Annotated in this window: 21 protein-coding genes and 1 pseudogene; 9 read left to right on the forward strand and 13 right to left on the reverse strand. The window is 69.2% G+C overall.

Translation table 11 applies throughout. The features are described 5' to 3' along the window. Window positions 1–50: 50 nt before the first annotated feature. Together RHOOR87_RS0111700 and RHOOR87_RS0111705 are read left to right on the forward strand one after the other, a co-directional pair. Window positions 51–1040, forward strand: coding sequence for a YncE family protein (locus RHOOR87_RS0111700; RefSeq protein ID WP_027485119.1), 990 nt, complete (start codon window positions 51–53; stop codon window positions 1038–1040). A 971-nt stretch (window positions 1041–2011) separates the two neighbouring features. Beyond that, window positions 2012–2362, forward strand: a complete 351-nt coding sequence (locus RHOOR87_RS0111705) for a DoxX family protein (protein WP_037114865.1) — start codon at window positions 2012–2014, stop codon at window positions 2360–2362. A 176-nt stretch (window positions 2363–2538) separates the two neighbouring features. Here the strand turns inward: RHOOR87_RS0111705 and RHOOR87_RS19900 are convergent. The 5 genes and pseudogenes from RHOOR87_RS19900 to RHOOR87_RS0111735 form a co-directional block, all read right to left on the reverse strand. Then, window positions 2539–2882, reverse strand: a pseudogene (locus RHOOR87_RS19900) (cation transporter); the annotation flags it as partial. A gap of 19 nt (window positions 2883–2901) precedes the next feature. Next, a complete protein-coding gene (locus RHOOR87_RS0111720) occupies window positions 2902–3474 on the reverse strand; it encodes an NADPH-dependent FMN reductase (RefSeq protein WP_027485121.1) in 573 nt (190 codons plus the stop codon). A gap of 51 nt (window positions 3475–3525) precedes the next feature. Then, window positions 3526–4074 carry a DNA starvation/stationary phase protection protein gene (locus tag RHOOR87_RS0111725; RefSeq protein ID WP_027485122.1) on the reverse strand — a complete coding sequence of 183 codons (549 nt, stop codon included), beginning with the start codon at window positions 4072–4074 and terminating at the stop codon, window positions 3526–3528. Window positions 4075–4127: 53 nt separating this feature from the next. Next, window positions 4128–4739: an NAD(P)-dependent oxidoreductase gene (locus RHOOR87_RS0111730; RefSeq protein ID WP_015446414.1), complete on the reverse strand. Its 612-nt coding sequence runs from the start codon at window positions 4737–4739 to the stop codon at window positions 4128–4130. A gap of 225 nt (window positions 4740–4964) precedes the next feature. Continuing rightward, window positions 4965–6440, reverse strand: coding sequence for an aldehyde dehydrogenase family protein (locus tag RHOOR87_RS0111735; protein WP_027485123.1), 1476 nt, complete (start codon window positions 6438–6440; stop codon window positions 4965–4967). A 275-nt stretch (window positions 6441–6715) separates the two neighbouring features. Here RHOOR87_RS0111735 and ygiD point away from each other — a divergent pair, with 275 nt between their 5' ends. Further along, window positions 6716–7495: a 4,5-DOPA dioxygenase extradiol gene (ygiD, locus tag RHOOR87_RS0111740; RefSeq protein ID WP_027485124.1), complete on the forward strand. Its 780-nt coding sequence runs from the start codon at window positions 6716–6718 to the stop codon at window positions 7493–7495. A 52-nt stretch (window positions 7496–7547) separates the two neighbouring features. On the opposite strand, the gene RHOOR87_RS0111745 is transcribed toward ygiD, so the two are convergent. The 5 genes from RHOOR87_RS0111745 to RHOOR87_RS20785 are packed head-to-tail and all read right to left on the reverse strand — an operon-like array spanning window position 7548 to window position 11380. After that, entirely contained in the window at window positions 7548–8777 is a 1230-nt protein-coding gene (locus tag RHOOR87_RS0111745) for an amidohydrolase family protein (protein ID WP_027485125.1), read from the reverse strand. 38 nt (window positions 8778–8815) lie between these two features. Then, a complete protein-coding gene (locus RHOOR87_RS0111750; protein ID WP_007510229.1) occupies window positions 8816–10072 on the reverse strand; it encodes a M20 family metallopeptidase in 1257 nt (418 codons plus the stop codon). 49 nt (window positions 10073–10121) lie between these two features. Then, complete coding sequence (locus RHOOR87_RS0111755) at window positions 10122–10670, reverse strand: DsbA family protein (RefSeq protein ID WP_027485126.1); 549 nt, start codon at window positions 10668–10670, stop codon at window positions 10122–10124. Then, window positions 10670–11182 (reverse strand): redoxin domain-containing protein, encoded by a 513-nt coding sequence (locus RHOOR87_RS0111760; protein WP_015446419.1) that lies wholly within the window; start codon window positions 11180–11182, stop codon window positions 10670–10672. The genes RHOOR87_RS0111755 and RHOOR87_RS0111760 overlap by 1 nt, the downstream gene beginning before the upstream one ends. Before the next feature lie 27 nt (window positions 11183–11209). After that, the gene (locus tag RHOOR87_RS20785) at window positions 11210–11380 is read right to left on the reverse strand and encodes a hypothetical protein (RefSeq protein ID WP_231381780.1); all 171 of its coding nucleotides are present in this window, start codon (window positions 11378–11380) and stop codon (window positions 11210–11212) included. Window positions 11381–11383: 3 nt separating this feature from the next. Here RHOOR87_RS20785 and RHOOR87_RS20790 point away from each other — a divergent pair, with 3 nt between their 5' ends. From RHOOR87_RS20790 to ntrC, 3 genes are all read left to right on the forward strand, one after another. Further along, window positions 11384–11653, forward strand: coding sequence for a hypothetical protein (locus tag RHOOR87_RS20790; RefSeq protein WP_231381781.1), 270 nt, complete (start codon window positions 11384–11386; stop codon window positions 11651–11653). 285 nt (window positions 11654–11938) lie between these two features. Continuing rightward, window positions 11939–12949, forward strand: a complete 1011-nt coding sequence (locus RHOOR87_RS0111770) for an ATP-binding protein (protein WP_007510237.1) — start codon at window positions 11939–11941, stop codon at window positions 12947–12949. Continuing rightward, window positions 12942–14363, forward strand: coding sequence for a nitrogen regulation protein NR(I) (gene ntrC, locus RHOOR87_RS0111775; RefSeq protein ID WP_027485127.1), 1422 nt, complete (start codon window positions 12942–12944; stop codon window positions 14361–14363). Before RHOOR87_RS0111770 ends, ntrC begins: the two co-directional genes overlap by 8 nt. A 70-nt stretch (window positions 14364–14433) precedes the next feature. Here ntrC and RHOOR87_RS0111780 read toward each other — a convergent pair whose 3' ends face one another. Continuing rightward, window positions 14434–18321, reverse strand: coding sequence for a glycosyl transferase family 36 (locus RHOOR87_RS0111780; RefSeq protein ID WP_027485128.1), 3888 nt, complete (start codon window positions 18319–18321; stop codon window positions 14434–14436). A 178-nt stretch (window positions 18322–18499) separates the two neighbouring features. On the opposite strand from RHOOR87_RS0111780, the gene RHOOR87_RS0111785 reads away from it, so the two are divergent. Together RHOOR87_RS0111785 and gnd are read left to right on the forward strand one after the other, a co-directional pair. After that, a complete protein-coding gene (locus tag RHOOR87_RS0111785; RefSeq protein ID WP_027485129.1) occupies window positions 18500–19834 on the forward strand; it encodes a glucoamylase family protein in 1335 nt (444 codons plus the stop codon). 34 nt (window positions 19835–19868) lie between these two features. Further along, window positions 19869–20774: a phosphogluconate dehydrogenase (NAD(+)-dependent, decarboxylating) gene (gnd, locus tag RHOOR87_RS0111790; RefSeq protein WP_027485130.1), complete on the forward strand. Its 906-nt coding sequence runs from the start codon at window positions 19869–19871 to the stop codon at window positions 20772–20774. A 743-nt stretch (window positions 20775–21517) separates the two neighbouring features. Here the strand turns inward: gnd and RHOOR87_RS0111795 are convergent. After that, a complete protein-coding gene (locus RHOOR87_RS0111795; protein WP_027485131.1) occupies window positions 21518–22063 on the reverse strand; it encodes a DUF488 domain-containing protein in 546 nt (181 codons plus the stop codon). 1 nt (window position 22064) lies between these two features. After that, window positions 22065–22277, reverse strand: a complete 213-nt coding sequence (locus RHOOR87_RS0111800; RefSeq protein ID WP_027485132.1) for a DUF2945 domain-containing protein — start codon at window positions 22275–22277, stop codon at window positions 22065–22067. Window positions 22278–22678: 401 nt separating this feature from the next. Here RHOOR87_RS0111800 and RHOOR87_RS19905 point away from each other — a divergent pair. Next, on the forward strand, window positions 22679–22818 hold a 140-nt coding region (locus tag RHOOR87_RS19905; protein WP_155950949.1), incomplete at its 3' end, for a DUF4372 domain-containing protein.

Here is a 22818-nt window from a genome sequence, read left to right on the forward strand (position 1 = left end):
CACCTGCGTGTCAGTCAACTTGCGTAGCTGAGGATGATCAATTGAAGACAATGGCATGGGTTCTGACCCTCGCGTGCATGGTCGTGGCTCCGTCATGGGGTGCTGCGCCACCGTCGGGTAACTACCGGGTTACGCATCAGTACGCGCTGGGAGGATCGGGTGGCTGGGACTATTTGACGCTCGACCCTTCCACCAATCGTCTCTTCGTCGCTCGCGACAATCGCGTCATGGTTGTCGACACGAAAAGCGGCAAGGTGGTCAAGGAGATCCCGGGGATGAAACACGCACATGGCGTTGCGCTGGTGCCGGATCTGCAGCGCGCCTACGTCACCAACGGGGACGCGAACGATGTCAGCGTCGTGGATCTCAAGACACTCGCCGTGGCAGGCAGCATTCCCGTTGGCGGAAAAGATCCCGACGCCATCATTTACGACAGCGCGACGTCGCACGTCCTGGCGATGAACGGGGACAGCAACAGCATAAGCGTGATCGATCCCAGGCTCGGCAAAGAGCTGCAGACCATCGCCCTTGCGGGCAACCCCGAATTCGCCACAAGCGATGGGCATGGAAACGTGTACGTCAATCTCGAGGACAAGGGCGAGCTGGCGCATATCGATACAAGGGCCAATGCCGTAAAGCAGACCTGGTCCCTGTCGCCATGCGAAGGCCCGACCGGCCTCGCACTGGACGCGGTGAACCAGCGGCTGTTTTCCGTGTGCGCGAACGGATGGCTGATCGTCACGGATGCCGGCTCCGGACATCAGGTCGCCAGGCTGCCGATCGGCAAGGCCCCCGATGCGGTCGCCTACGATGCTCGGACCCACACGGTTTTCAGTTCGAGCCGGGAAGGCGTGCTGGACGTGATCCACCAGGTGGACAAAGACCACTACTCCTCCGCAAAGGCCGTCCCGACGCTGAAAAGCGCGCGTACCTTGGCGCTTGACCCCGCATCGCACGAGATTTTCCTGGTGGGCGCGAAGAGTGCGGTAAAGGGCAAGCCGGTAAGCGGATTCACGATGCTTGTTGTGGATCCGCATTGATCGACAAGTTTGCCGCATGACCGTTCTGCCCACCTGCCGGCCGTCACACGGTCGCTTCACGGATGGGAGCTGGCGTCCGGTGCGGGTCCGGGCAAGGAATGCCGGGTGACCTGGCGCGCGAACCAGGGCATCCCTGGCGTCGTGTCCCAAGAAAAAGTTTGAACGAGGCTGGCCGTTGCCCGCGCGAGCTTGGCGAGAATCGTACCGGCGCTCTTGTACCGGACGAAAGGCCTGGGATCGGCGTTGCGCCGGTCGACGTACTCGCGAATGGATTGCTCCAGACCAGCCACGCGGGTGCGTGTGCTGCGCCTGATCCTTTGCTCGCTGATCTTGCCGGGAGAACGTTCGACCCGATTGAGCCAAGGGGTACAGGCGGAGATGAAGTGCGCATGGAATCGCAGGCGCCTTGCGGATCGCCAGCCGTGCCAGCAGCTCCGCGCGCTCCGCGTCGGTCACCACCAGCTCCGTTCATTTCCCAATCTGGTGCTACTTGTTCTTGAGACACCCCGCCAAGGAGCTTGCTGGTCCAAGTGCCGTACGCGCCGCAGGCGAAAGTAGGCGGCCTCGGTAGATCGGCCACGCGAGGGGTCGGGCTGTTCGGAAAAACCATGCCGCCGGCGGTACAAGAAAGGTGAAGGCCCGAGGCGGCCAGAGGCAAGGTGCGGACAGCGTGCCTTGCCGCAAGAAATGGCAGAAGGCTTTCCCTCATCGGAACCCGCGGGGCACCCGCAACCATGGGCGCCCGCGTCTCCCGTCCGGGCCTGTGGACGGATTGCGTGCCGTCGTCTCCAGGGCGATGATCGCAGCCGGACGACGTGTGTGACCGCTGGTCATCCGGCCATGTTGATGTTGCGAGGTTCAAGCCCAATCCGGGCATGCCGCCCGTCCTGGACGAGCCGGCATATTCAATCTGACGAGATCCGAGGAGAACGTCGTGGACAAGTTGATCAGCGTAGTGGCACGCCATCCTGATGGCGCAGCTTTTCATCATCTCCGGCTGGCAGAAGCTGACCGGGTTCAGCGGCACGGAAGGCTATTTGGCCTCGATGGGCATCCCCATGGTCGGCCTGGTGACGCCCCTGGTGATCCTGATTGAACTGGGCGGCGGGCTGGCCCTGCTGTTCGGTTTCAAGACCCGTTGGGTGGCGGCCGTGATCGCGTTGTTCAGCGTGGGCTCGGCGCTGGTCGCGCACACGCATTTTGCCGACCAGGCGCAGGCGATCAATTTCATGAAGAACCTCTCGATCGCCGGCGGCCTGCTGTGGTTCGTCAGGAATGGCGGCGGTACGGCCAGCGTCGACGCACAGATCGGAAGCAAGTAGGGCGCAAGCCGGAAGAGCACGATGATCGTCGCCTGGCCTTCGCCGGGCGGCGGTCATCCGGTTTCCGGAGGCTCGCCCGCCCGTCGGTGAACGCTTTCCCGGAAAGCCCGGTGGGTCTGCGGTTTCACGAACAGTGCCACGACCTCCGGGTGGAGCCGGCGAATCCGCAGGCTGATCGGCCGCGGCTGGCGGGCATGCCGGATGCCCCGGTAGAGCGACACGCCCGCACCGAGCGCGAACACCAGCAGCGCCACGATGAAGCTCCAGAAATACAGCTCGCGACCGTAGCCCACAGCGGATGCTCCGGGTCGGCCCGGCGTTGCGAGCGGCGCATGCCTTACAGCAGCAGGACCTCGTTGCCGGTGTCGACGAAGGAATGCACTGCCTCGCTGAGCATGGCCGAACTGCCGGTCCGTGCCGCCGCCACGGTCTTGGTGGTGGCGACCAGCAGGTTGCCGACCAGGGCGGCATGCACGGTCAGGCGCGTGGACGGAGTCCCCGCCGTGGCGGATCCGGCCATGCGCCCGCCGCGGTTTCGCTCAGCCCTCGCGAGGCAGCACGATCAGCACGCGCTCGATGAAAAGGTGCAGTTCCTTCATGTAGTTGCCGAGGAATTCGGTGGTCGATTCGTCGCTGACCGTGCCATCCTCGGCGATCAGCCCCGGCCTGAACTGGATGTATGCCTCCATGGTGTTCATCAGCGGCGAGTTGCAGAAGCACAGCACGCCGCGCAACTGCTGCTGGGCGACCGCGGTGCCGATCGCGCCGGGCGAGGTGCCGATCACGCCGGACGGCTTGCGCGCGAACGAGTTCTTGCCCCACGGCCGGCTGGCCCAGTCGATCGCGTTCTTCAGCGCGCCGGGGATCGAGCGGTTGTATTCCGGGGTGACGAACAGCACCGCGTCGACCTCGGCGATCGCCTGCTTGAACGCGCGCGCCACCGGCGGGTAGTCGGCGTCGTAGTCGTAGCTGTACAGCGGCAGCTCGCGGATCGGGATCTCCACCAGCGCCAGCCCCGGTGGTGCGAGCCGCACGAGCGCCTTGGCCAGCAGGCGGTTGATCGAGCCCCTGGCGAGGCTGCCGACGAGATAGCCGACTTTGTAGGTCTTCATGGGGGTTCCTCGGAAGTGGGTGGTGTTGCCGCGGAAGTGCGGATGGGCCTTTCAGTGGCCGGTCGAATCGCCGCGGCGGGCGCTCTCGAACAGGAACCAGGTGCGCCGTTCGGTCTCGTCGATCCAGTTCTCGATCAGGCTGGCGCTGGCGATGTCGCGGCGCTCGTCGCAGACTTCATGGGCTTCGCGCAGGCGCGCGGCCAGCGCCAGGTTGTCCCCGCGCAGTTCGGCCAGCATGTCCGCCGGCTCGACGTACTCGGCGTCGTTGTCGTCGACCCGCTGCAGCCGTGTGATGTGGCCGATCGAGCGCAGCGTGGTGCCGCCGAGCTTGCGCACGCGCTCGGCGATCGGGTCGGTCATCGCGAACAGCTGGTCGCCCTGCTCGTCGAGCATCAGGTGGTAGTCGCGAAAGTTCGGGCCGCTCATGTGCCAGTGGAAGTTCTTGGTCTTGAGGTACAGCGCGAACACGTCGGCCAGGATCGCGTTCATCGCGCCGGCCACATCGCGGGTGGCCCTGGCATCGAGGTCGGTGGGTGTGACCAGCGGCGCACGCTGCTTGCGCAGCAGGGATGCCTGGTCGGTGACGGGTTTCTTCTTCATGGCGGGATCCTTGGGTGAAACGGCCGAGGAACGGGGTTCGATGCGGATGGGTGTCAGTAACCGACGGTGAAGCGTTGCCGCGAATGCCTGGGTGTCTCCAGTTCGTCGGCCATGGCGATCGCGAAGTCTTCCATCGAGATCCAGCTGCGGCCATTCGCGTCGGTGAGCAGGCGGTCGCCGCCGAGGCGGAATGTCCCGGTGCGGTCGCCGGGAGCGAACTCGGCGGAGGGCGACAGGAAGGTCCAGTCCAGCTGCGGTTCCTTGCGCAGCATGTCGAGGAAGCGGCGCCCGGCTTCCGCCTCCGGTTTGTACGCCGCCGGGAAGTCCGGCGCGTCGATCAGTGCCTGGCCGGGCGCGACTTCCAGGCTGCCGGCCCCACCCACCACTGCCAGCCGCTGCGCACCGGCCTGCTTCACCGCGGCGATCAGTGCCGCCGCATCGGTGCTGGCGAATTTCATCGCGCTAACCACGGCGTCGTGGCCTTCCAGCAGCGGCGCCAGTTGTGCCGGCTGGTTCGCGTCGGCGTTCTTCAGCACCAGCCGTGGTTGGGCGGCCACCATCGCGGCATTGCGGGCGATACCGGTGACGTGGTGGCCGCGCCGGAGCAACTCTGCCAGCAGACGCGAGCCGACGCGCCCACTGACCCCGATCAAGGCGATGTGCATGACATGGCTCCCGCTTGCATGGTTGTCGATATGTGCTCCGGAGCCGCGATCATCCGGAGCGGAGTTCGTTGCCCAGCGCAGTGCGCCAGACGCCGGTGAAGATCAGCGAGGACCGGCAGTACGCCGCGGATGACCAGCCCGCCGCTGCCCGGGCCGGGCTTGCTCTGGATGCTGTTTGCGGTTGCCATGCGGATGGTCCTGCTCGTGATGGTTCGTGCCGGCGGTCTAGAACGGGTAGCTGCGTGGGACGTGCTGCACCGAGATCCAGTGGGCCGCGGTGAACTCGTCGATGATCCACTCGCCGCCGAAACGCCCGATGCCGGAATTCTTCTCGCCGCCGAACGGCACATGCGGTTCGTCGTTCACCGACATGTCGTTGACGTGAGTCATGCCCGCCTCGATGCGCTGGGCGAAGCGCACGCCGCGATCGATGTCGCCGCAGAACACCGCGCTGGACAGGCCGTAACCGGTGGCGTTGGCCAGCCGCAGCGCGTCGGCCTCGTCCTTCGCGCGCACGATCGGCACGATGGGGCCGAACGATTCGTCGCGGAACAGCGAGCTGTCCGCCGGGACGTCGGTGAATACGTGCGGCGGCAGCAGCTGCCCATCGGCCTCGCCGCCCAGCAACTCGGTGGCGCCCTGCTGTTTGGCCAGCGCGATCTTCTCGACGATGCCGCGCAGCTGGGCGGCGTCGATGATCGGGCCGATCGCGGTGGCGATGTCGTTCGGGTCGCCCACCTGCAGCGTCCGCGTGCGCGCCACGAAGCGCTCGACGAACGCATCATGCAGCTGCGCGTCGACGATGATGCGGTTGACGCTCATGCAGATCTGGCCTTGATGCAGGAAGCGGCCGAACACCGCGGCGCGCGCGGCCTGTTCCACATCGGCGTCGCCCAGCACCACGAACGGGCTGTTGCCGCCCAGTTCCAGCGCCACCCGCTTCAGGTGCGTGCCGCTGCTGGCGAGGCGGCCGATGCCCTGGCCCACGGCGGTTGAGCCGGTGAAGGAGATCAGCCGGGGCTGCGGGTGTGCCACGAAGTAATCGCCGATCTCGCGGCCCGCGCCCACGATGACGTTGAGCACGCCGGGCGGCAGGCCGGCCTCCTCGAAGATCTTCGCCAGCAGCAGGCCGCCGCTGACCGGAGTGTCGCTGGCCGGCTTGACCACCACCGCGTTGCCCAGCGCCAGCGCCGGTGCCAGCGAGCGCTGGGTCAGATGCAGCGGGAAATTCCACGGACTGATGATGCCGATCACGCCCAGTGCGCGACGGTAGACCCGGTTCTCCTTGCCGGGAATGTCCGAGGCCAGGATGCGGCCGGCCACGCGGTACGGGAACGAGGCGGCCTCCAGCGTGACCGCCCGCGCGCTGTCGCATTCGATGTTTGCCTTCAGCCGGGTCGAGCCGGCTTCGCGGATCAGCCACGACAGGATCTCCTCGCGGCGCTCGTCGAAGACGCGCACGGCGTTGTGCATTACGAGCGCACGCTCGGCCGGCGCGGTGGCGGCCCAGGCGGCCTGCGCCGCGCCGGCCGCCAAGTAGGCATCGTCCACGTCCTGCGTGGTGGCCAGCGGAATCGTGACCAAGGTGTCGCCGGCGTAGGGATCGATGTCGGTGTTGTGGCGGGTGGATCGGCCGCTGCGCCAGGTTCCGGCGATCGGCAGGGCTTCGAACCCCTCGAAAGTTTTTGGTGATGCCGGCATGGCGGCCACGGCTTTCTCCTCAACCCGAGGTTGTGGGGCATTGGCAACCTGCCCGCTGAGAGGCCGGCAGATGGCCTTCCATATGGTTGGATGTTGCACTGACGATCACGGCAGACTAACGCGGAGCATGTAACCAATACGTGCATGAAACTGGGGCCCGCGGGCACGCTCGAAGGCCGGCCTCCGCGGCGTGCGTGCCGCCGATCGAGAAACCCGCGCCCATGGCGGGCCTTGCCGTCGGCGCGGCTCGTTCACCACCACTCACGGGACATGCCATGAATACGCGTATGCCGACGGTTTTCCTCGGGCACGGCAATCCGATGAACGCCCTGCACGACAACGACTGGAGCCGAAGTTGGGCGGCGCTCGGCCAGCGCCTGCCGCGGCCGCGTGCGGTGCTGTCGGTGTCGGCGCACTGGTACCTGCCGGGCACCGCGGTCACCGCAATGGCGGCGCCGCGCACCATCCACGATTTCGGCGGCTTCCCGCGCGAGCTGTTCGAGGTGCAATATCCTGCGCCCGGTGATCTCGATCTGGTGCGTCGCGTGCGCGAACTGCTGCAGCCGCTGGAGGTGCGCGCGGATCTTGCGTGGGGGCTGGACCACGGCACCTGGTCGGTGCTGCGTCATGTGTTTCCCGCCGCCGACGTGCCGGTGGTGCAGCTTTCGATCGACGAGTCGCAGCCGCCGGCGTTCCATTACGGGCTGGGCCGGCTGCTGCGGCCGCTGCGCGACGAGGGCATCCTGCTGGTCGGCAGCGGCGACATCGTGCACAACCTGCACGCCTATGCCTGGGGCCGGCATCCGCAGCAGCCGTTCGACTGGGCGCTGCGTTTCGAGTCGCGGGTGCGCGAACTGATGCTGCGGGGCGACCACGAGTCGCTGGTGAACTACGAGTCGCTGGGTGCGGACGCGGAGCTGTCGGTGCCGACGCCGGAGCACTACCTGCCGCTGCTGTACGTGCTCGGCGCCAGCGGCGAAGGCGACGCGGCGACGTTCCCGGTCGAGGGCATGGACGGCGGCTCGATCTCGATGCTGTCGGTGCAGTTCGGCTGAGCGCCGGCGGAGCCCGCGGCCCCCGTTGACGGGTCACGTCGCGTTCCAGTCTTCAGTGGCTCGTCGCAGTCGCCGGTCCGCGATAGACGCGCCCGCTCTTCATCACGAAATCCACCCTGGCGGTGACGCCGATGTCGGCCAGCGGGTCGCCCGGCATGGCCACGATGTCGGCGTGCTTGCCGGCCGCGAGTACGCCGATGTCGTCCTGGCCGAGCAGTTCCGCCGCGACGCTGGTGGCGGCTTTCAGCGTGCACAGCGGCGTGAGGCCCGCCGCCACCATTGCCTGGAATTCGAGGATGCCGTGGCTGAAGGGGAACATGCCGCAGTCGGTGCCGTAGGCGATTTTCACCTCGCTCTGTGCGATCAGCCGCTGCGATGCGACGATCGAGCCGCTGTCGCGGCTGAACTTCCACACCGCCTGGCACGGCAAGGTGTGCTCGTGCAGGGCGTGCAGGTCTTCCTGGGTCATCTGCATCGTCGGTACCAGCCAGGCGCCGGCCTGCTGCGCCATCGCCAGTGCCTCGGCGTCGATCAGATAGGCGTGTTCCAGGCTGCGGGCGCCGGCGCGGATGGCCTGCCGGCAACCGTCGGCGGCGCCGGTGTGCACCGCCACCGGCATGCCCAGTTGCCGCGCGGTGGCGGCCAGCAGGTTCATTTCGTCGTCGAACCACGTCACCCGGGCCGGGTCGTCGCCGGGGCTGAAGTAGCCGCCGGTGTTGGTGGTCTTGATCCAGTCGCTGCCGAAGGTGTGCTCGCGGCGCACCAGCGCCTTGATCGCGCCCGCGTCGTCGGCGAGGGCGGAGACGGGGATGTCCCAGCGCGGCCCGTAGAACCCGCGCAGGTCGCCGTGCCCGGCCGACGAGCTGATGATGTGCGCGGCGACGATCAGCCGCGGCCCCTCGACGAGGCCGGCGGCGAGTGCGTTGCGCAGGTCCACGGTGGGGAAGTCCGGATCGACGCAGCCCATGTCGCGCAGGGTGGTGAAACCGTAGCGCATGTACTCGCGGGCGATGCTCAGCCCCTTCAGCGCCTTGGTTGCGGACGAGGCCAGCGTCTGCTGCGCCAGGTCGGCGGCATCCATGGTCAGGTGGACGTGGCAGTCGATGAAGCCGGGGCTGACGGTGCGCTCCGACAGGTCGATCGTCTGCGCATCGGGCGGCCGGCGTACCGTGGGTCCGATCGCCGCGATGCGGTCCTCTTCCACGAGGATCTCGAGCGGACCGCTCAGGCGTGCGGGGACGCCATCGAACATCCGGCCGCACTGCAAGACGCAGGTTCCCATGTCAGTTCCTTGCGCCGTGGTGCCGGCGCTGCCAAGGCTCAGGGCGCCGCCAGCCACGCCCGCGCGGCCACCATCAGCGTTTCCACGCCGGTCTGCAGGGTCGGGTGCAGCACCGGCAGGAAGCGCGGGTTGTGGTTGGTCGGGATCTCGTTGAGCCGGTTCGCCGCCTTCGCTTTCGCATAGGTGTCGGGGTCGGTGCCGCCGACGAACCAGAACACCGACGGCACCTGCCACTCGGCGCCGAACGAGCCAAAGTCCTCGCTGGCCGAGGTCGGGCCGGTTTCGCGGATGCGCTCGGCGGGAAAGTGACGGTGGAAGGCCTCGACCACGCGCGTGGTCGCCACGTCGTCGTTGGTGACCAGCGAATAGTTGTCCAGCGGCGTGATCTCCGGCGGCTTCGGCGCGCCCGATGCCGCCGCCTCGGCGTTGACGATGCGGGTGATCGCGGCGAGTACGCGTGCGCGCACGCCCTCGTCGAAGGTGCGCACGTTGAGCTTGATGACGGCCTCGTCGGGAATCACGTTTTCCTTGGTGCCGGCCTGCAGCGAGCCGATCGTGAGCACCGCGGCCTCGGTCGGCGCCAGCTCGCGGGCGACGATGGTCTGCAGCCGCAGCACCGTCGCCGCCGCCATCACCACCGGATCGATGCTGGCTTGCGGCATCGAGCCGTGCGCGCCGCGCCCGAACAGACGGATCTGCAGGCTGTCGGCGGCCGAGGTGATCACCCCCTTGCGCCCGCCGACGGCGCCGGCCGGGCCCACCATGACATGCTGCCCCAGCACCACGTCAGGCTTGGGGAAGCGCTTGAACAGCCCGTCGTCGATCATCGCCTGAGCGCCTTCGGCCGTCTCTTCCGCCGGCTGGAACACCGCCATCAGCGTGCCCCGCCAGCTGTCGCGGGTCTGCGCCAGCAGCGTCGCGGCGCCGACCAGCCAGGCGACGTGCATGTCGTGGCCGCAGGCGTGCATCACCGGCACCGTGTTGCCCTCGTGGTCGGTCGCGGTGACCTTGCTGGCGTACGGCGCGCCGGTCGCTTCCTCGACCGGCAGCGCGTCCATGTCGGCGCGCAGCATCACGGTGGGGCCGTCGCCGTTGCGCAGCAGGCCGACCACGCCGGTCTTGCCGACGCCGGTGGTCACGTCGTAGCCGGCCGCGCGCAGGTGGTCGGCGGCCAGGCCGGCGGTGCGGGTCTCCTGCATCGAGAGTTCGGGGTGCGCGTGGATGTCGGTGTACAGCGCTTCGAGTCGCGGCAGCAGCGCCTGGAGATTTCCCGGCAATGGTTCGGTGGAGGGCATGGTCTTCTCGTTCGTGGTGGTGGGCGTTTCGGGTGCCGGCCGCACGCTGTCACTGCTGCCGCGCGATCACCCGGCCGATGCTGTGCGCCAGCGTGTCGAAGTCGCCCTGGTACAGGTAGCCGTTGACGAAGAAGCTGGGCGTGCCGTTGGCGCCGCTGCGCACGCCGCCCATGAAGTCGCGCCGAATGGACGCATCGATGTCGGGGTTGCGCAGCGTGGCGGCGATCGTCGCCTCGTCCAGGCCCAGCGCGCGCACGCCGGCCTCCAGCCCGGCGCCGCCGGACGAAGCCCAGTCCGGCTGGTGCTCGTAGAGCCAGTCGTGCATCGCCCAGAAGCGGCCCTCGACCGCCGCCGCCTCGGCCAGCTCGGCGGCGAGCGTCGCGTAGGGGTGCGCCTGGGCCAGCGGGAAGTGGCGGAACACGAAGCGCAGGTTGCCGGCGTAGCGGTGCTGCAGCTGCTTCACCAGCGGGTAGGCGCTGCCGCAGGCCGGACACTGGAAATCGCCGTATTCCAGCAGCGTCACCACGGCGTGGCCGTTGCCCTGGACATGGTCGTGCGCGGCGACCGGCGCGGCCAGGATCGAGTCCTCGTGCAGCATCAGGAGGCCTCCCGCGCGAGGTTCACGGGCAGCGCCTTCTGCACGTTGTTCGAGGGCAGCGCCTCCAGCGCGTTGACGATGCCGGCCGCCCCCGGGTTCACGCCGATCGGCGACAGGTGACTCCAGCGGATCATGCCGTCGCCGTCGATCACGAACAGCGCGCGCTGCGCCAGGCCGAGCTGCGCGTCGTACACGCCGTAGGCGCGCGCCACCTTGCCCTTCGGCTCGAAGTCGGACAGCAGCGGGAAGCGGTACCTGCGCTCGCGCGCCAGCGCGGCGTGGCTCCACACGCCGTCCACCGAGATCGCCAGCAGCTGTGCGTTGAACCGGGCGAACTCGTCCAGCAGCTCGTTGTACAGCGCCAGCTGGTCGCTGCACACCGGGCTCCAGTCGGCGGGGTAGAACGCCAGCACCACGTTGCGGCCGCGGAACTCCTTCAGCGCCACGCTCTGGTCGGGGCTGGCATGCAGGGTGAAGGCCGGTGCGCGGGTGCCGGCGGCGAGGATGGTCATGGCGGACTCGATGATCGGGTCGATGGGTTATCCGCGCGCCTCGCGGGCGCGTTCTTCCTGCACGGTGAGCACCGCCTCGGGCGTGCTCCGCAGCCGCACCAGCGGGATCGGCTCGCCGCTGAGGTCGGAGCAGCCGTAGCTGCCCTCGGCGATCTTCTGCAGCGCGCGCTCGATGTTCGCCAGGCGGCGGTCGTCCACGTCGTGCAGCGCCTGCTCGATTTCGTGCCGCGACGAAGCCTGTGCGGCGTCCTCGTCTTCGGCGGCCTCGTCGCCGTGCTCGAGCTGGAAGTCGCGTTCGCCGCCAGCCCATCCTGCTCGCTGCCCAGCAGCCGCCTGCGCAACGCGACCAGGCGCTGGCGCTGCTGCTCGATGAAGGCCCGGCTCAGGCCGGCCTGCGGTTCGGACGACATGGGATGCTCCTGCCCGCGGTGTCTGCTCGCGCGTCTGCGCACAGTGGAATCAGCCGGGTGAATGCGCTGTAAAAATCGTCCGGCGGATCGCCGCCGGTTCCGGCGCAGCCGCTTCAGCGGGCGGCTTTCCGGCGGCGAACGGCAGTGCCTGCGGCTGGCCCGGGTGATCCTGTGCCGGCCGTTCCCGGCCGTGCTGGATGAGGCCATCGGTGCGCTCGACGCTGCGGTGACCGTGCCTCCGCGCGTGCGGTCGCGATGGCCGGATCGGCTGGGCATCGCGACTAAGCGCCGGAACGCAGCCCAGGGCCAATTTGCACCAAGACGAGACATTGCCCATGATGGTGCAATGAGCGAGCAGGCGTGGCGGACATGGGCAGAGCAGATGGCGACCGGGCTGGCCCTGGTCGACGCGCAGCTGCGCCTGCGCTGGCTCAACCCCGCCCTGGTCGAGTGCCTGGGGCTGGCTTTCCGCCATGCGGTGGGACAGCCGCTCGGGCTGCTGCTGGACGATGCGGACGAAGGCATGGCGCGGGCGGCGAAGGTGCGGGCGGAGCAGCGGCCGGCGCAGTGGCGCGCCGTGGCGCTGGCCGCGGCCGACGACCGCGAGCTCAGCGCGGACATCGCGCTGCAGCCGTTCGGCGACGGCCTGCTGCTGGAAGTGCACGTGCTGGCCGAGCCGCCGTCGTCCGCTTCGCCGCTGTCGGCCACCCTGCGCGGCTTCGCGCACGAGGTGAAGAACCCGCTGGCCGGCCTGCGCGGCGCCGCGCAGCTGCTGCAGCGGCGGGTCGAGGGCGAGGACCTGCAGGCGCTGGCCGGCATGATCATCGCCGAGGCCGACCGGCTCGGCGCACTGGCCAACCGCCTGCTGCATCACGACGGCGCGGCGCAACTCGGCCCGGTCAACATCCATCGTCTGCTGGAACGGCTCGCCGACCTGCTGCTGGCCGAGCCTGCGCCGCCGCAACTGCATCACGACTACGACCCCAGCGCGCCGGACCTGCACGGCGACGCCGACCGCCTGCACCAGCTGCTGCTGAACCTGGCGCGCAACGCGCTGGAAGCCGGCGCACGCACGCTCACCCTGCGCACGCGGGTCGAGCACGGCGTGCGCGTGGGCGAACGGATGCTGCGCATGGCGCTGCGGGTGGACCTGATCGACGACGGCGCCGGCGTGCCCCCCACGCTGCGCGACACGCTGTTCCAGCCGCTGGTTTCCGGCCGCGCCGACGGCAGCGGCCTCGGCCTGGCGTTGGCGCGCGAGATCGCCCACGAGCACGGCGGCGAGTTGCGCCACGCCAGCCGCCCCGGCCACACCGTGTTCTCGCTGTACCTGCCGCTGGAGCGCACGCATGACTGATCGAGCCAAATCACCGGCAGGAGCGCAGCCTGCGCTCCTGCAAGAAATCTGGATCGCCGACGACGACCGCGGCGTGCGCTTCGTGCTGGCCGAGGCGTTGCGCGACGCCGGGCTCGCGGTGCGCGAGTTCGACGCGGTGGCCGGCGTGCGCGAGGCGCTGCGCGAGGCGCGTCCCGCGCTGCTGCTGACCGACGTGCGCATGCCGGGCGAGGACGGTCTGAACCTGCTCGGCGAGCTGCAGGCGCAGGGCATCGGCCCGGTGATCGTGATGAGCGCGTATACCGACGTGGCCACCGCCGCCGCGGCGTATCGCCTGGGTGCGGTCGACTACCTGGCCAAGCCGTTCGACCTCGACCAGGCGGTGGCCGCGGTGCAGCGCGCGCTGGCCAGCGTGGCCGCGCCGACGCCGGTCGCCGGTGCGGCGCTCGCGCCGACCCATGCGCTGCTCGGCGAGAGCGCGCCGATGCGCGAGGTGTTCCGGCTGATCGGCCGCGTCGCCGCCAGCGACCTCAACGTGCTGGTCACCGGGGAGACCGGCACCGGCAAGGAACTGGTGGCGCGCGCGCTGCACGAGGAAAGCGCGCGCCGCGGCCAGCCCTTCGTGGCGCTGAACACCGCGGCGATTCCCAGCGAGCTGCTGGAGAGCGAGCTGTTCGGCCACGAGGCCGGCGCGTTCACCGGCGCCACCCGCCGCGTGGCCGGGCGCTTCGAGCAGGCCGAGGGCGGCACGCTGTTCCTCGACGAGATCGGCGACATGCCGCTGATCCTGCAGACGCGCCTGCTGCGCGTGCTGGCCGGCGGCGAGTTCTACCGGGTCGGCGGGCGCGAGCTGATCCGCTGCAACGTGCGCATCGTCGCGGCCACCCACCAGGATCTGGCCGCGCGTGTCGCCGCCGGCGCGTTCCGCGCCGACCTGATGCACCGGCTCGACGTGGTGCGCATCGAGCTGCCGCCGCTGCGCGCCCGCCGTGCCGACATTCCGCTGCTGGCCCGGCACTTCCTCGCCGCCACCGCGCAGGAGCTGAAACTGCCGCCGAAGCGTTTCTCCAAGCCCGCGTTGAAACTGGTCGCCCAGCGCGACTATCCCGGCAACGTGCGCGAACTGGAAAACCTGTGCCGGCGGCTGGCGGTGATCGCGCCCGGCAGCGAGATCCTGCCGGCCGACCTCGGCAGCAGCGCCGATGCGACGCGCGGCGGCGAATGGACCGACGCGCTGCGCGAGTGGGCGGTGCAGGCGCTGGCCGATGGCGAGGCGGACATCCACGCGCGCGCCCGCGCGGCGCTTGACCAGACCCTGCTGCAGGCCGCGCTGCAGGCGCACGAGGGGCATCGGCAGAACGCAGCGCAGGCACTCGGCGTGGGCCGCAACACGCTGACGCGCAAGCTCGGCGCTTCGCGCACGCGGCGAGGCTAGCGTCCCCGATCTGCCGGTCCATCGTCGGGGAGCAGTTTCGGGGAGCCGGCGGGCGGTACCCGCCGTGGCGTTACGGGTCTGGATGCGTGCGGGTAGGCACGCAGCCCAGCGTGATGAGTAGCTGGTGCGTTTCGCCATCATCAGGCAGTGCAAGTGCAGCATCGGCATCCAGCATCTGGCCGTCCATGTCGATGTGCGCCACGCCGCGGCAGACCCGCGTCGGATTCTCCACGCGGATCACGTAGCGGCTGACGCGAGTTCGACGATGGAGGTAAGTCAGTTCGAACCCCGGCCAGTCTCGGGGCATGCAGGGATCGATGCGCAGCCGGTCGCCTTTCAGATGGAAGCCGAGCAACGCCTCCAGCCCGGCGCGGTACAGCCAGCCGGCCGAGCCGGTGTACCAGGTCCAGCCGCCGCGGCCGGTGTGCGGGGCGACCGAATAGACGTCGGCGCAGGCAACATAGGGTTCGACCTGGTAGCGCGCCTCCGCGGCGGGGCCGTCGCCATGGCGGATCGGGTTGAGCAGGTCGAACAGGGCGCCGGCGCGGTCGCCGTCGCCGAGGCCAGCCCAGGCGAAGATCGACCACACCGCGCCGTGCGTGTACTGGCCGCCGTTCTCGCGCACGCCGGGCGGGTAGCCCTTGATGTAGCCGGGGTTCTCGCGGCCGTGGTCGAACGGCGGGGTGAACAGGCGGGCGATGCGATGGTCGTGGTCGACCAGCAGGCGATCGACCGAGTCCATCGCCTGCGCCGCATGCGCGCGATCGCCGATGCCGGCCAGCACGCTCCACGATTGCGCGATGGTATCGATGCGGCATTCGTCGCTTTCGCGCGAGCCGAGCGGTGCGCCGTCGTCGTAGTAGCCGCGGCGATACCACTGGCCGTCCCACGCCCGCTCCAGTGCGGCACGCAGCTCGTCGGCATGGTCGCGCCAGCGCTGCGCGCGCGCCTTCTCGCCGCGTCGCTCGGCGTACGGCGCCAGCGCGGCGATCGTGGCGAGCAGGAACCAGCCGAGCCAGCTGCTCTCACCGCGCCCCGCGGCGCCGACCGCGTTCATGCCGTCGTTCCAGTCGCCGGTACCGATCAGCGGCAGGCCGTGCGCGCCGCGGGTGAGGCTGCTGTCGATCGCGAGTGCGCAGTGCCCGTACACGGTGGCTTGCTGGTCGGAGTGCCCGGGCAGGAAGAACGCGTCGGTGGCGCCGTCGGGAATCGGCTGGCCGGCGAGGAACGGCAGCATCTCGTCCAGCACTTCAGCGTCGCCGCTCACCTCGACGTAGTGCGCGGCGACATACGCCAGCCACAGGCGGTCGTCGCTGACCCTGGTGCGGATGCCCTGGCCGCCCGGCGGCAGCCACCAGTGCTGCACGTCGCCCTCGACGAACTGGCGGCCGGCCGCACGCAGCAGGTGTTCGCGGGCGAGATCGGGGCGGCTCACGCACAGCGCCATCACGTCCTGCAGCTGGTCGCGGAAACCGTAGGCGCCGCTGGCCTGGTAGTAGGCGGTGCGCGCCCACAGCCGGCAACTGGTGACCTGGTACAGCAGCCAGTCGTTGAGCAGGAGGTCCAGCGCACGATCGGGCGTGCGCACCTGCACGGCATCGAGCAGGTCGTTCCATTGCGCGGCGACGTCGGCGAGCACGCCATCGATATCCGCCGTGCGATATTTGCCGATTAACGCTTGCGCGGCGGCTTCGTCGGCGGCGTCGCCGAGCAGGAAGCGCAGGTCGAGTTGCGTGCCCGGCGGCAGTTCGATGCGTACCTGCAGCGCGCCGCAGGGCTCCAGCCCGGCGCCGAGGCGGCCGGACAGCGGCGTGCCGTCGCGCAGCGCCAGCGGCTGCGCGACCGTGCCGAGCGGTCCCAGGAATTCGTGGCGGTCGCCGCTCGTCGAATGCGCCGGCCCGGCCAGGTCGATGAACGCCACGCGGTCGCCGAAGTCGGGCCGCCAGCGGTTGCGCGCGAACAACGCGCCGGTGCGTTCGTCGCGCGAGGTGATCACGAACGGCGCCGGCGTGCTGCCGTTCGCGCCCAGCGCCCACTCCACATAGCCAGTCACCGACAGCTGTCGCGAGCGCGGCGAGCGATTGCACAGGCGCAGGCGCGACAGCTTGAGCGGGTCGTCCGTCGGCACACACTGCAGCAGCTCCAGCTCGATGCCGTGCGCGTCGTTCTCGAAGCGCGTCCAGCCCTTGCCGTGGGTGGCCGCGTAGTGCGCGCCGGCCACGCGGATCGGCAGCGCGCACGCGCTCCACAGCGCGCCGCTGTCCTCGTCGCGCAGGTACAGCACGTCGTGCGGGCGGTCGCTGACCGGGTCGTTCGGCCACGGCGTCAGCGGATTCTGCTGGCTGTTGAGCGACCACGCATAACCGCCGCCTTCGGCCGACAGCATGCAGCCGAACGCGGGGTTGGCGATCACGTTGACCCACGGCGCGGGCGTGGGATGCGCCTCGTCGAGGTCGATCCGGTAGGCGCGGCCGCCGTCGACGAAGCCGCCGTGGCCGTTGGCGAATTCCGGCGCATCGGCGTTGGCGGTGACGGCCGCTGCCATGGCGGTCGCGCGGATCGGCGCGGGCACGGCGCGGGCGGCTGGCGATCCGGCCGCGGCCTGCGCGGGCGGCGCCTCGTCCAGCACCACGCGTGCCGCCGTCAGCAGGCCGCTGCGCAAATCCGCGCCGATCGCGTCGTCGCGCAACGCGAACTGCTCGGCCTTGGGCAGCTGGTCGTCGGTTTTCAGGCGCGCCTGCTGCGCACCCACCAGCGAATCGAGCGCGGCCTGCCGCGCCTCGCCGGCGGCCTGCAGCAGCACCACGTCGACGGCGAATTGCTGACGGCGCCAATGCTGCTGCGCCTGCAGCACCTCGCTCACGCGCGTCAGGTCGTCGCTCTCGCCGAGGCGCAGCAGGAGGATCGGCCGGTCGCCGGAGATGCCGGCGGACCACAGCACCGGCGCGCCGCCGTGGCCGCGTACGAGCACGTCGGGCGCCGCGCGCTGGCATGGATCGTTGCACAGCAGCGCGCTCATCCAGCGCGCGAAGCGCGCCGCCTGCGCCGCGTCGATGCCGAGCTGCGCGCACGCGGCTTCGGCCTGTCGTGCCGCGCCGTCGAACAGCCGCGCGGCGGCGGCCGGATCGCCGAGTTGCGCGGTCAGGGCGATGGCGCCGTCGCGCGAATCGGCCAGTCGGGTCCACAGCAGCAGCGTCACGCTGCTGTCCGGCGCCAGCGTGAAGCGCCGGCGCAGGCTGAACACCGGGTCGAGCACGCAGCCGGTGGTGTGCGACAACGCGGCGCCCGGCTGCATCGCCTGTGCGTCGCGCAGCGTGTGCAGGCGGCCGAGGAAGCGTGCGCGGTCGGTTTCGAATTCGCCGGCATCGCCGCCATCCTCCCCGACGACCTGCAGCGCCTGCGCGGCCCACACTTCGGCTTCGCTGCCGTCGCGCCGCCGCCGCGTGGCCAGCAGCATGCGGTGCGCCTCGTCCCATGCGGTCTGCACGAACATCTTGGAGAACGCCGGGTGCGTGTTGTCGGCGCCGATCGGGCCGAGCACCAGCTCGGCGTACGAAGTCAGCGACAGCGTGCGCGTACGGTCGCCGTGATTGCTCAGGGTGAGCCGGCGCAACTCGACGTCGGCCTCGGCCGCCACCGCGACTTCCAGCACGCTGTGCACGCTGTGGTGGCGCCGACTGAAACGGGCGCAGCTCGGCTCGAATGCGACCGCGTCGTCCGGCCTGTGCGTGCCGTACGGCTGCCGGCTGGCCGACCAGGTTTCACCGCCGTCCTCGTCGCGCAACAGCAGGTAGCTGCCCCAGCCGTCGCCGACCGGGTCCTCGCGCCAGCGCGTCACCGCCAGGCCGCGCCAGCGGCTGAAGCCGGCGCCGTTCGCACCCAGCATCACGCTGTAGCGACCGTTGGACAGCAGGCAGCGCTGCTCCGCATCGGTGCTGCGGGGGGAAGGCGATGACATGGCGACTCCTGTCGACGGCGGCAAAAAAACCAGCATGCGCCGGCCACGGCATGCGCGGCGTCAACCTGCGCTTCACCACGTCGCGGAGTACGATGCCCGCGATATCGGCCGGCGATTGGCCGTCGCAGCATCTTTCGTTTGCATGCTGCGGTCACCGCGAAAGACCACGACGAGATCCATGCCCTCCCGACCCCCCAGCCATCCGTCCGCAGCGGACCCGCTGCTGCAACACCTGCAGGACAAGGCGTTCGCCTACTTCCGGTGCGAGACGAACCTGGCGAATGGTCTGGTGGCGGACAAGACCGCAACGGATTGGCCGGCCAGCATCGCCGCCACCGGGCTGGCGCTGAGCTGCTACCCGGTGGCGGTCGAACGCGGCCTGCTGAGCCGCGATGCCGCAATCAAGCGCACCCTGGCCACGCTGCGCTTCTTCCGCGACAGCCCGCAGGGCACCGAACCCGACGCCAGCGGCTACCGCGGCTTCTACTACCACTTCCTCGACATGCAGACCGGCCGGCGCGCGTGGCAGTGCGAACTGTCCACGGTGGACAGCGCCTTCCTGTTCGCCGGCATGCTGACCGCCGCGGCGTACTTCGACGGCGACAGCGCCGAGCAGAAGGAGATCCGCGACACCGCGGACTTCCTCTACCAGCGTGCGGAGTGGCCGTGGGCGCAGGCCGCGGACGGCACCCTCGGCCACGGCTGGCACCCGGAGAGCGGCTTCATCCCGCATCGCTGGCAGGGCTACGACGAGGGCCTGCTGCTGTACGTGCTGGCACTGGGTTCGCCCACCCATCCGTTGCTGCCGGCGGCGTACGCGGCGTGGTCGTCCACCTACGAGTGGAAGCATTGCTACGACATCGACTACCTGTACTGCGGCCCGCTGTTCACCCACCAGCTGTCGCAGGCATGGATCGATTTCCGCGGCATCCAGGACGCGTTCATGCGCGACAAGGGCATCGACTACTTCGAGAACAGCCGCCGCGCCACCCAGGTGCAGCAGCGCTACGCGATCGACAACCCGCTCGGCTTCAACGGCTACAGCGAGCATTGCTGGGGCATCACCGCCTGCGACGGCCCCGGCCCGGCCACGCGCAGGATCGACGGCATCGAACGCCGCTTCGAGGACTACGTCGGCCGCGGCGTGCCGTACGGCTTCGACGACGGCACGCTGGCGCCGTGGGCGGTGGCGGCCTCGCTGCCGTTCGCGCCGGAGATCGTGCTGCCGACGGTGCACCACTTCATCCACACGCTGCAGCTGCACGACGCGCATCCCTACGGCTTCAAGGCCAGCTTCAACCAGACCTGGACCGACACGTCCGGCCGGGCGCCGGGCGGCTGGGTCTCGCCGTATTTCTTCGGCCTCAACCTCGGCCCGATCGTGCTGATGGTGGAGAACCATCGCAGCGGCCTGCCGTGGCAACTGATGCGCGGTTGCCGCGCCATCGTCGATGGCCTGCGCCGCGCCGGCTTCGACGGCGGCTGGCTGGATGCCGGCCAGCAGCAAGCATGAACACGACAACCTTTCCCGTTACGGAGTGAACACGATGGAACTTGGCATGGTGGGTCTCGGGCGCATGGGCGCGAACATGGCCGAACGCCTGGTGAAGGGCGGCCACAAGGTCGCGGGTTTCGACCCCAGCGCCGACGCGCGCCAGGCCGCGGCGGCGCACGGCATCGCGCCGGCGACCTCGCTGGCGGCACTGGTCGCGGCCCTGCCCGCACCGCGCGTGCTGTGGCTGATGGTGCCGGCCGGCAAGATCACCGACGACACCGTCGACGCGCTGCTGCCGCTGCTGGCCAAGGGCGACACCGTGATCGATGGCGGCAATTCCAACTACAAGGACACGCTGCGCCGCGCGCAACGGTATGCCGAGCACAGCCTGGGCTACGTCGACTGCGGCACCAGCGGCGGCGTGTGGGGCCTCAAGGAGGGCTACAGCATGATGATCGGCGGCGACGAAAAAGCCGTCGAGGCGCTGCGGCCGATCTTCGAGACGCTGGCGCCGGCGAAGGACCAGGGCTGGGGCCGGGTCGGCCCGGCCGGTTCCGGCCATTACACCAAGATGGTCCACAACGGCATCGAGTACGGGATGATGCAGGCCTACGCCGAAGGCTTCTCAATCCTCAAGCACAAGCAGGAGTTCGGCCTCGACCTGCACCAGGTCGGCGAGATCTGGCGCACCGGCAGCGTGGTGCGCTCGTGGCTGCTCGACCTGGCCACCGACGCGCTCGGCAAGAACCCGAACCTGGACGGCATTGCGCCCTACGTGGTCGATTCCGGCGAAGGCCGCTGGACCGTGAACGCCGCGCTGGAACTCAACGTGTCCGCCCCGGTGATCACGCTGTCGCTGATGGAGCGCTTCCGCTCGCGCGACAGCGACTCGTTCGCCGACAAGCTGCTGGCGTCGTTGCGCAACGAGTTCGGCGGGCACGCGATCAAGAAGGAGTAACGCAGCCCGCGTCGCCGCGCCCCTATGCCCTCCGTAGGAGCCCGCTCGCGGGCGATGCTCTTGCGCGCCCATGCCTGTGCCCGAACGGCTGACTTCCCCCCCCCACCGTTCGCACCGGCAGGCATCGCATCCTCACCTCGTCGTGCCGCCGAAGGCAGGCCGCTCGCGCCGCATCTCCGCTCCTCGTCATGCCTGCGAAGGCAGGCATCGCACTTCATCCATCATGTTTGTGGCCGAGCCTGCAGGCAGAGCAAGAGCTTTCGTGCGCCTACGGCGCCCGAGTCACTTTCTCTTTGCGTGCGCGAACAGCGAAGCTGGCCCGAAGGGCGTAGGGCAGGATGCCCGGAGTAAAGAGAAAGTAACCAAAGAGAAAGGCCACCCCGCTTGGTGCTTGCCGCCCATCGGGCAACCGCTCCCGCGTTGCCTCAACTCGGGCATCCATGCCCTCGCCGTGGGCGGCAAGTCCGTGAGCCGGGGCCGGGCTTTTCGAGCGGGCATCGTGCCCGCGCGAAAAGGCGAGTCCATTCATGGACTCGCCCGCTATGCGGCCAGTCGCCCCCGCCTCACCGCCGCGCAAGGGACCCCAGTAGAGCACGGGCCATCGGGCAACCGCTCCTGCGTTGCCTCAACTCGGGCATCCATGCCCTCGCCATGGTGCGTACTCGGTGTGCAACCGCTGCGCGGTTGCGAGAGCAAAGAGCCAAAGAGCTCTTGTTCCGGCTTTGCCGCTCTCGCCTTTCGATCTACAGCAAACCGCCTTGCGCCGGCGCGTAGCTCAACCGACCGTCGACGATATGCGCCGGCGAGGTGTACGGGTGCACCGTGCTGTGCACGGCGTCGAGGATGTGGATGACCTCGATGCCGCGCAGCTTGAACACATCGGCAACGATCGAGCGATGGCAGCGCCACCACACCGCCTCGGCGCACATCATCGCGGTGCGCTTGCCGGTGGCCAGCGCCAGCAGTTCGGCCAGGCCTTCGGCAAACTCCGCGGTGGCCGTGTAATCCGCGTAGCCCTGGAACGAGGCGTTGCGCCACGCGGTGTTCGGCGAGCCGGGCTGCACCTTGCGGCGGCCGCCCAACTTGGGCATCCAGCGGTAGGCGATGCCGTGCGCGGGCAGCGTGGCGGCCAGCGCGTCGCTGGCGAAATGTGGATGGCGGCGCGAACCGGGGAAGCGCCGCACGTCGGCGACCGCCTCGATCCGGTATTCGGATAGCAAGCCGAGGAACTCCTCAAGCGTGCGGGTGGAGTGGCCGATCGTCCAGATCGTGGCAGGGTCGGCGGGCATCTCAGTCGATCTTGTGCAGCGCCGCGCCCTTGTGCATGGCGACGTGGTCGGTCTTGTCGCTCGGGATCTCGTACTGCGGATCGGCCTCGCTGCAACGATGCATGTGGCCTTTGTAATCGGTGTCGCGCGTGTGCACCGCGATGATCCGGCCGGTGACGAAGCCTGCCTCCGAATTCCAGCGCACGTGGTCGCCGATCTTGTAGGGGTGGGCCATGCCGGCTCTCCTGGCGGTAGGTCAGCGGCCATTGAAGCACGCCGTTCGTTCAGCCCAGGTGGAGCGGGGCTTGCCGCATGGATTCCCAAACAAGCTAAACAAGGGTCCGGTTGCACTTTCGTGTGTGTGGCAATGGAAAGTTGACTGTGACCCTCCACTTTCAGCACGCAGCGCACTGACAGCGCGAGCAGAAATCCTAAAGGCCGCCGACTTCTGGAATCTCATTGGGAAGCAGGAGCGTGATACGTGCTTTTATTTCTCGTACTCAGTACTGTCCGGGGAAATTGCTCGGCGATCTCAGTAAACGATTGATCATGCGATAAAAAATGACAGCTCCGGGGTGTTAGCGATTTCAACCATGCAGGCCTCAACCTGGACGACCTCACGGGGAGGGCGTCGCCATGCACGAAGGCCAGTTTGTGTTCACGCAGCTCATGCGGCATCTGCCTATGCATACGTTCCGACGCCTCGTCGCGAAGTACGACGGCGATCGCTACGTGAAACGCTTTGGCTGCCTCGACCAGTTTTTGTGCATGGCCTT

This window comes from Rhodanobacter sp. OR87 (assembly GCF_000473345.1).
In the GTDB taxonomy this organism is placed as follows: domain Bacteria; phylum Pseudomonadota; class Gammaproteobacteria; order Xanthomonadales; family Rhodanobacteraceae; genus Rhodanobacter; species Rhodanobacter denitrificans.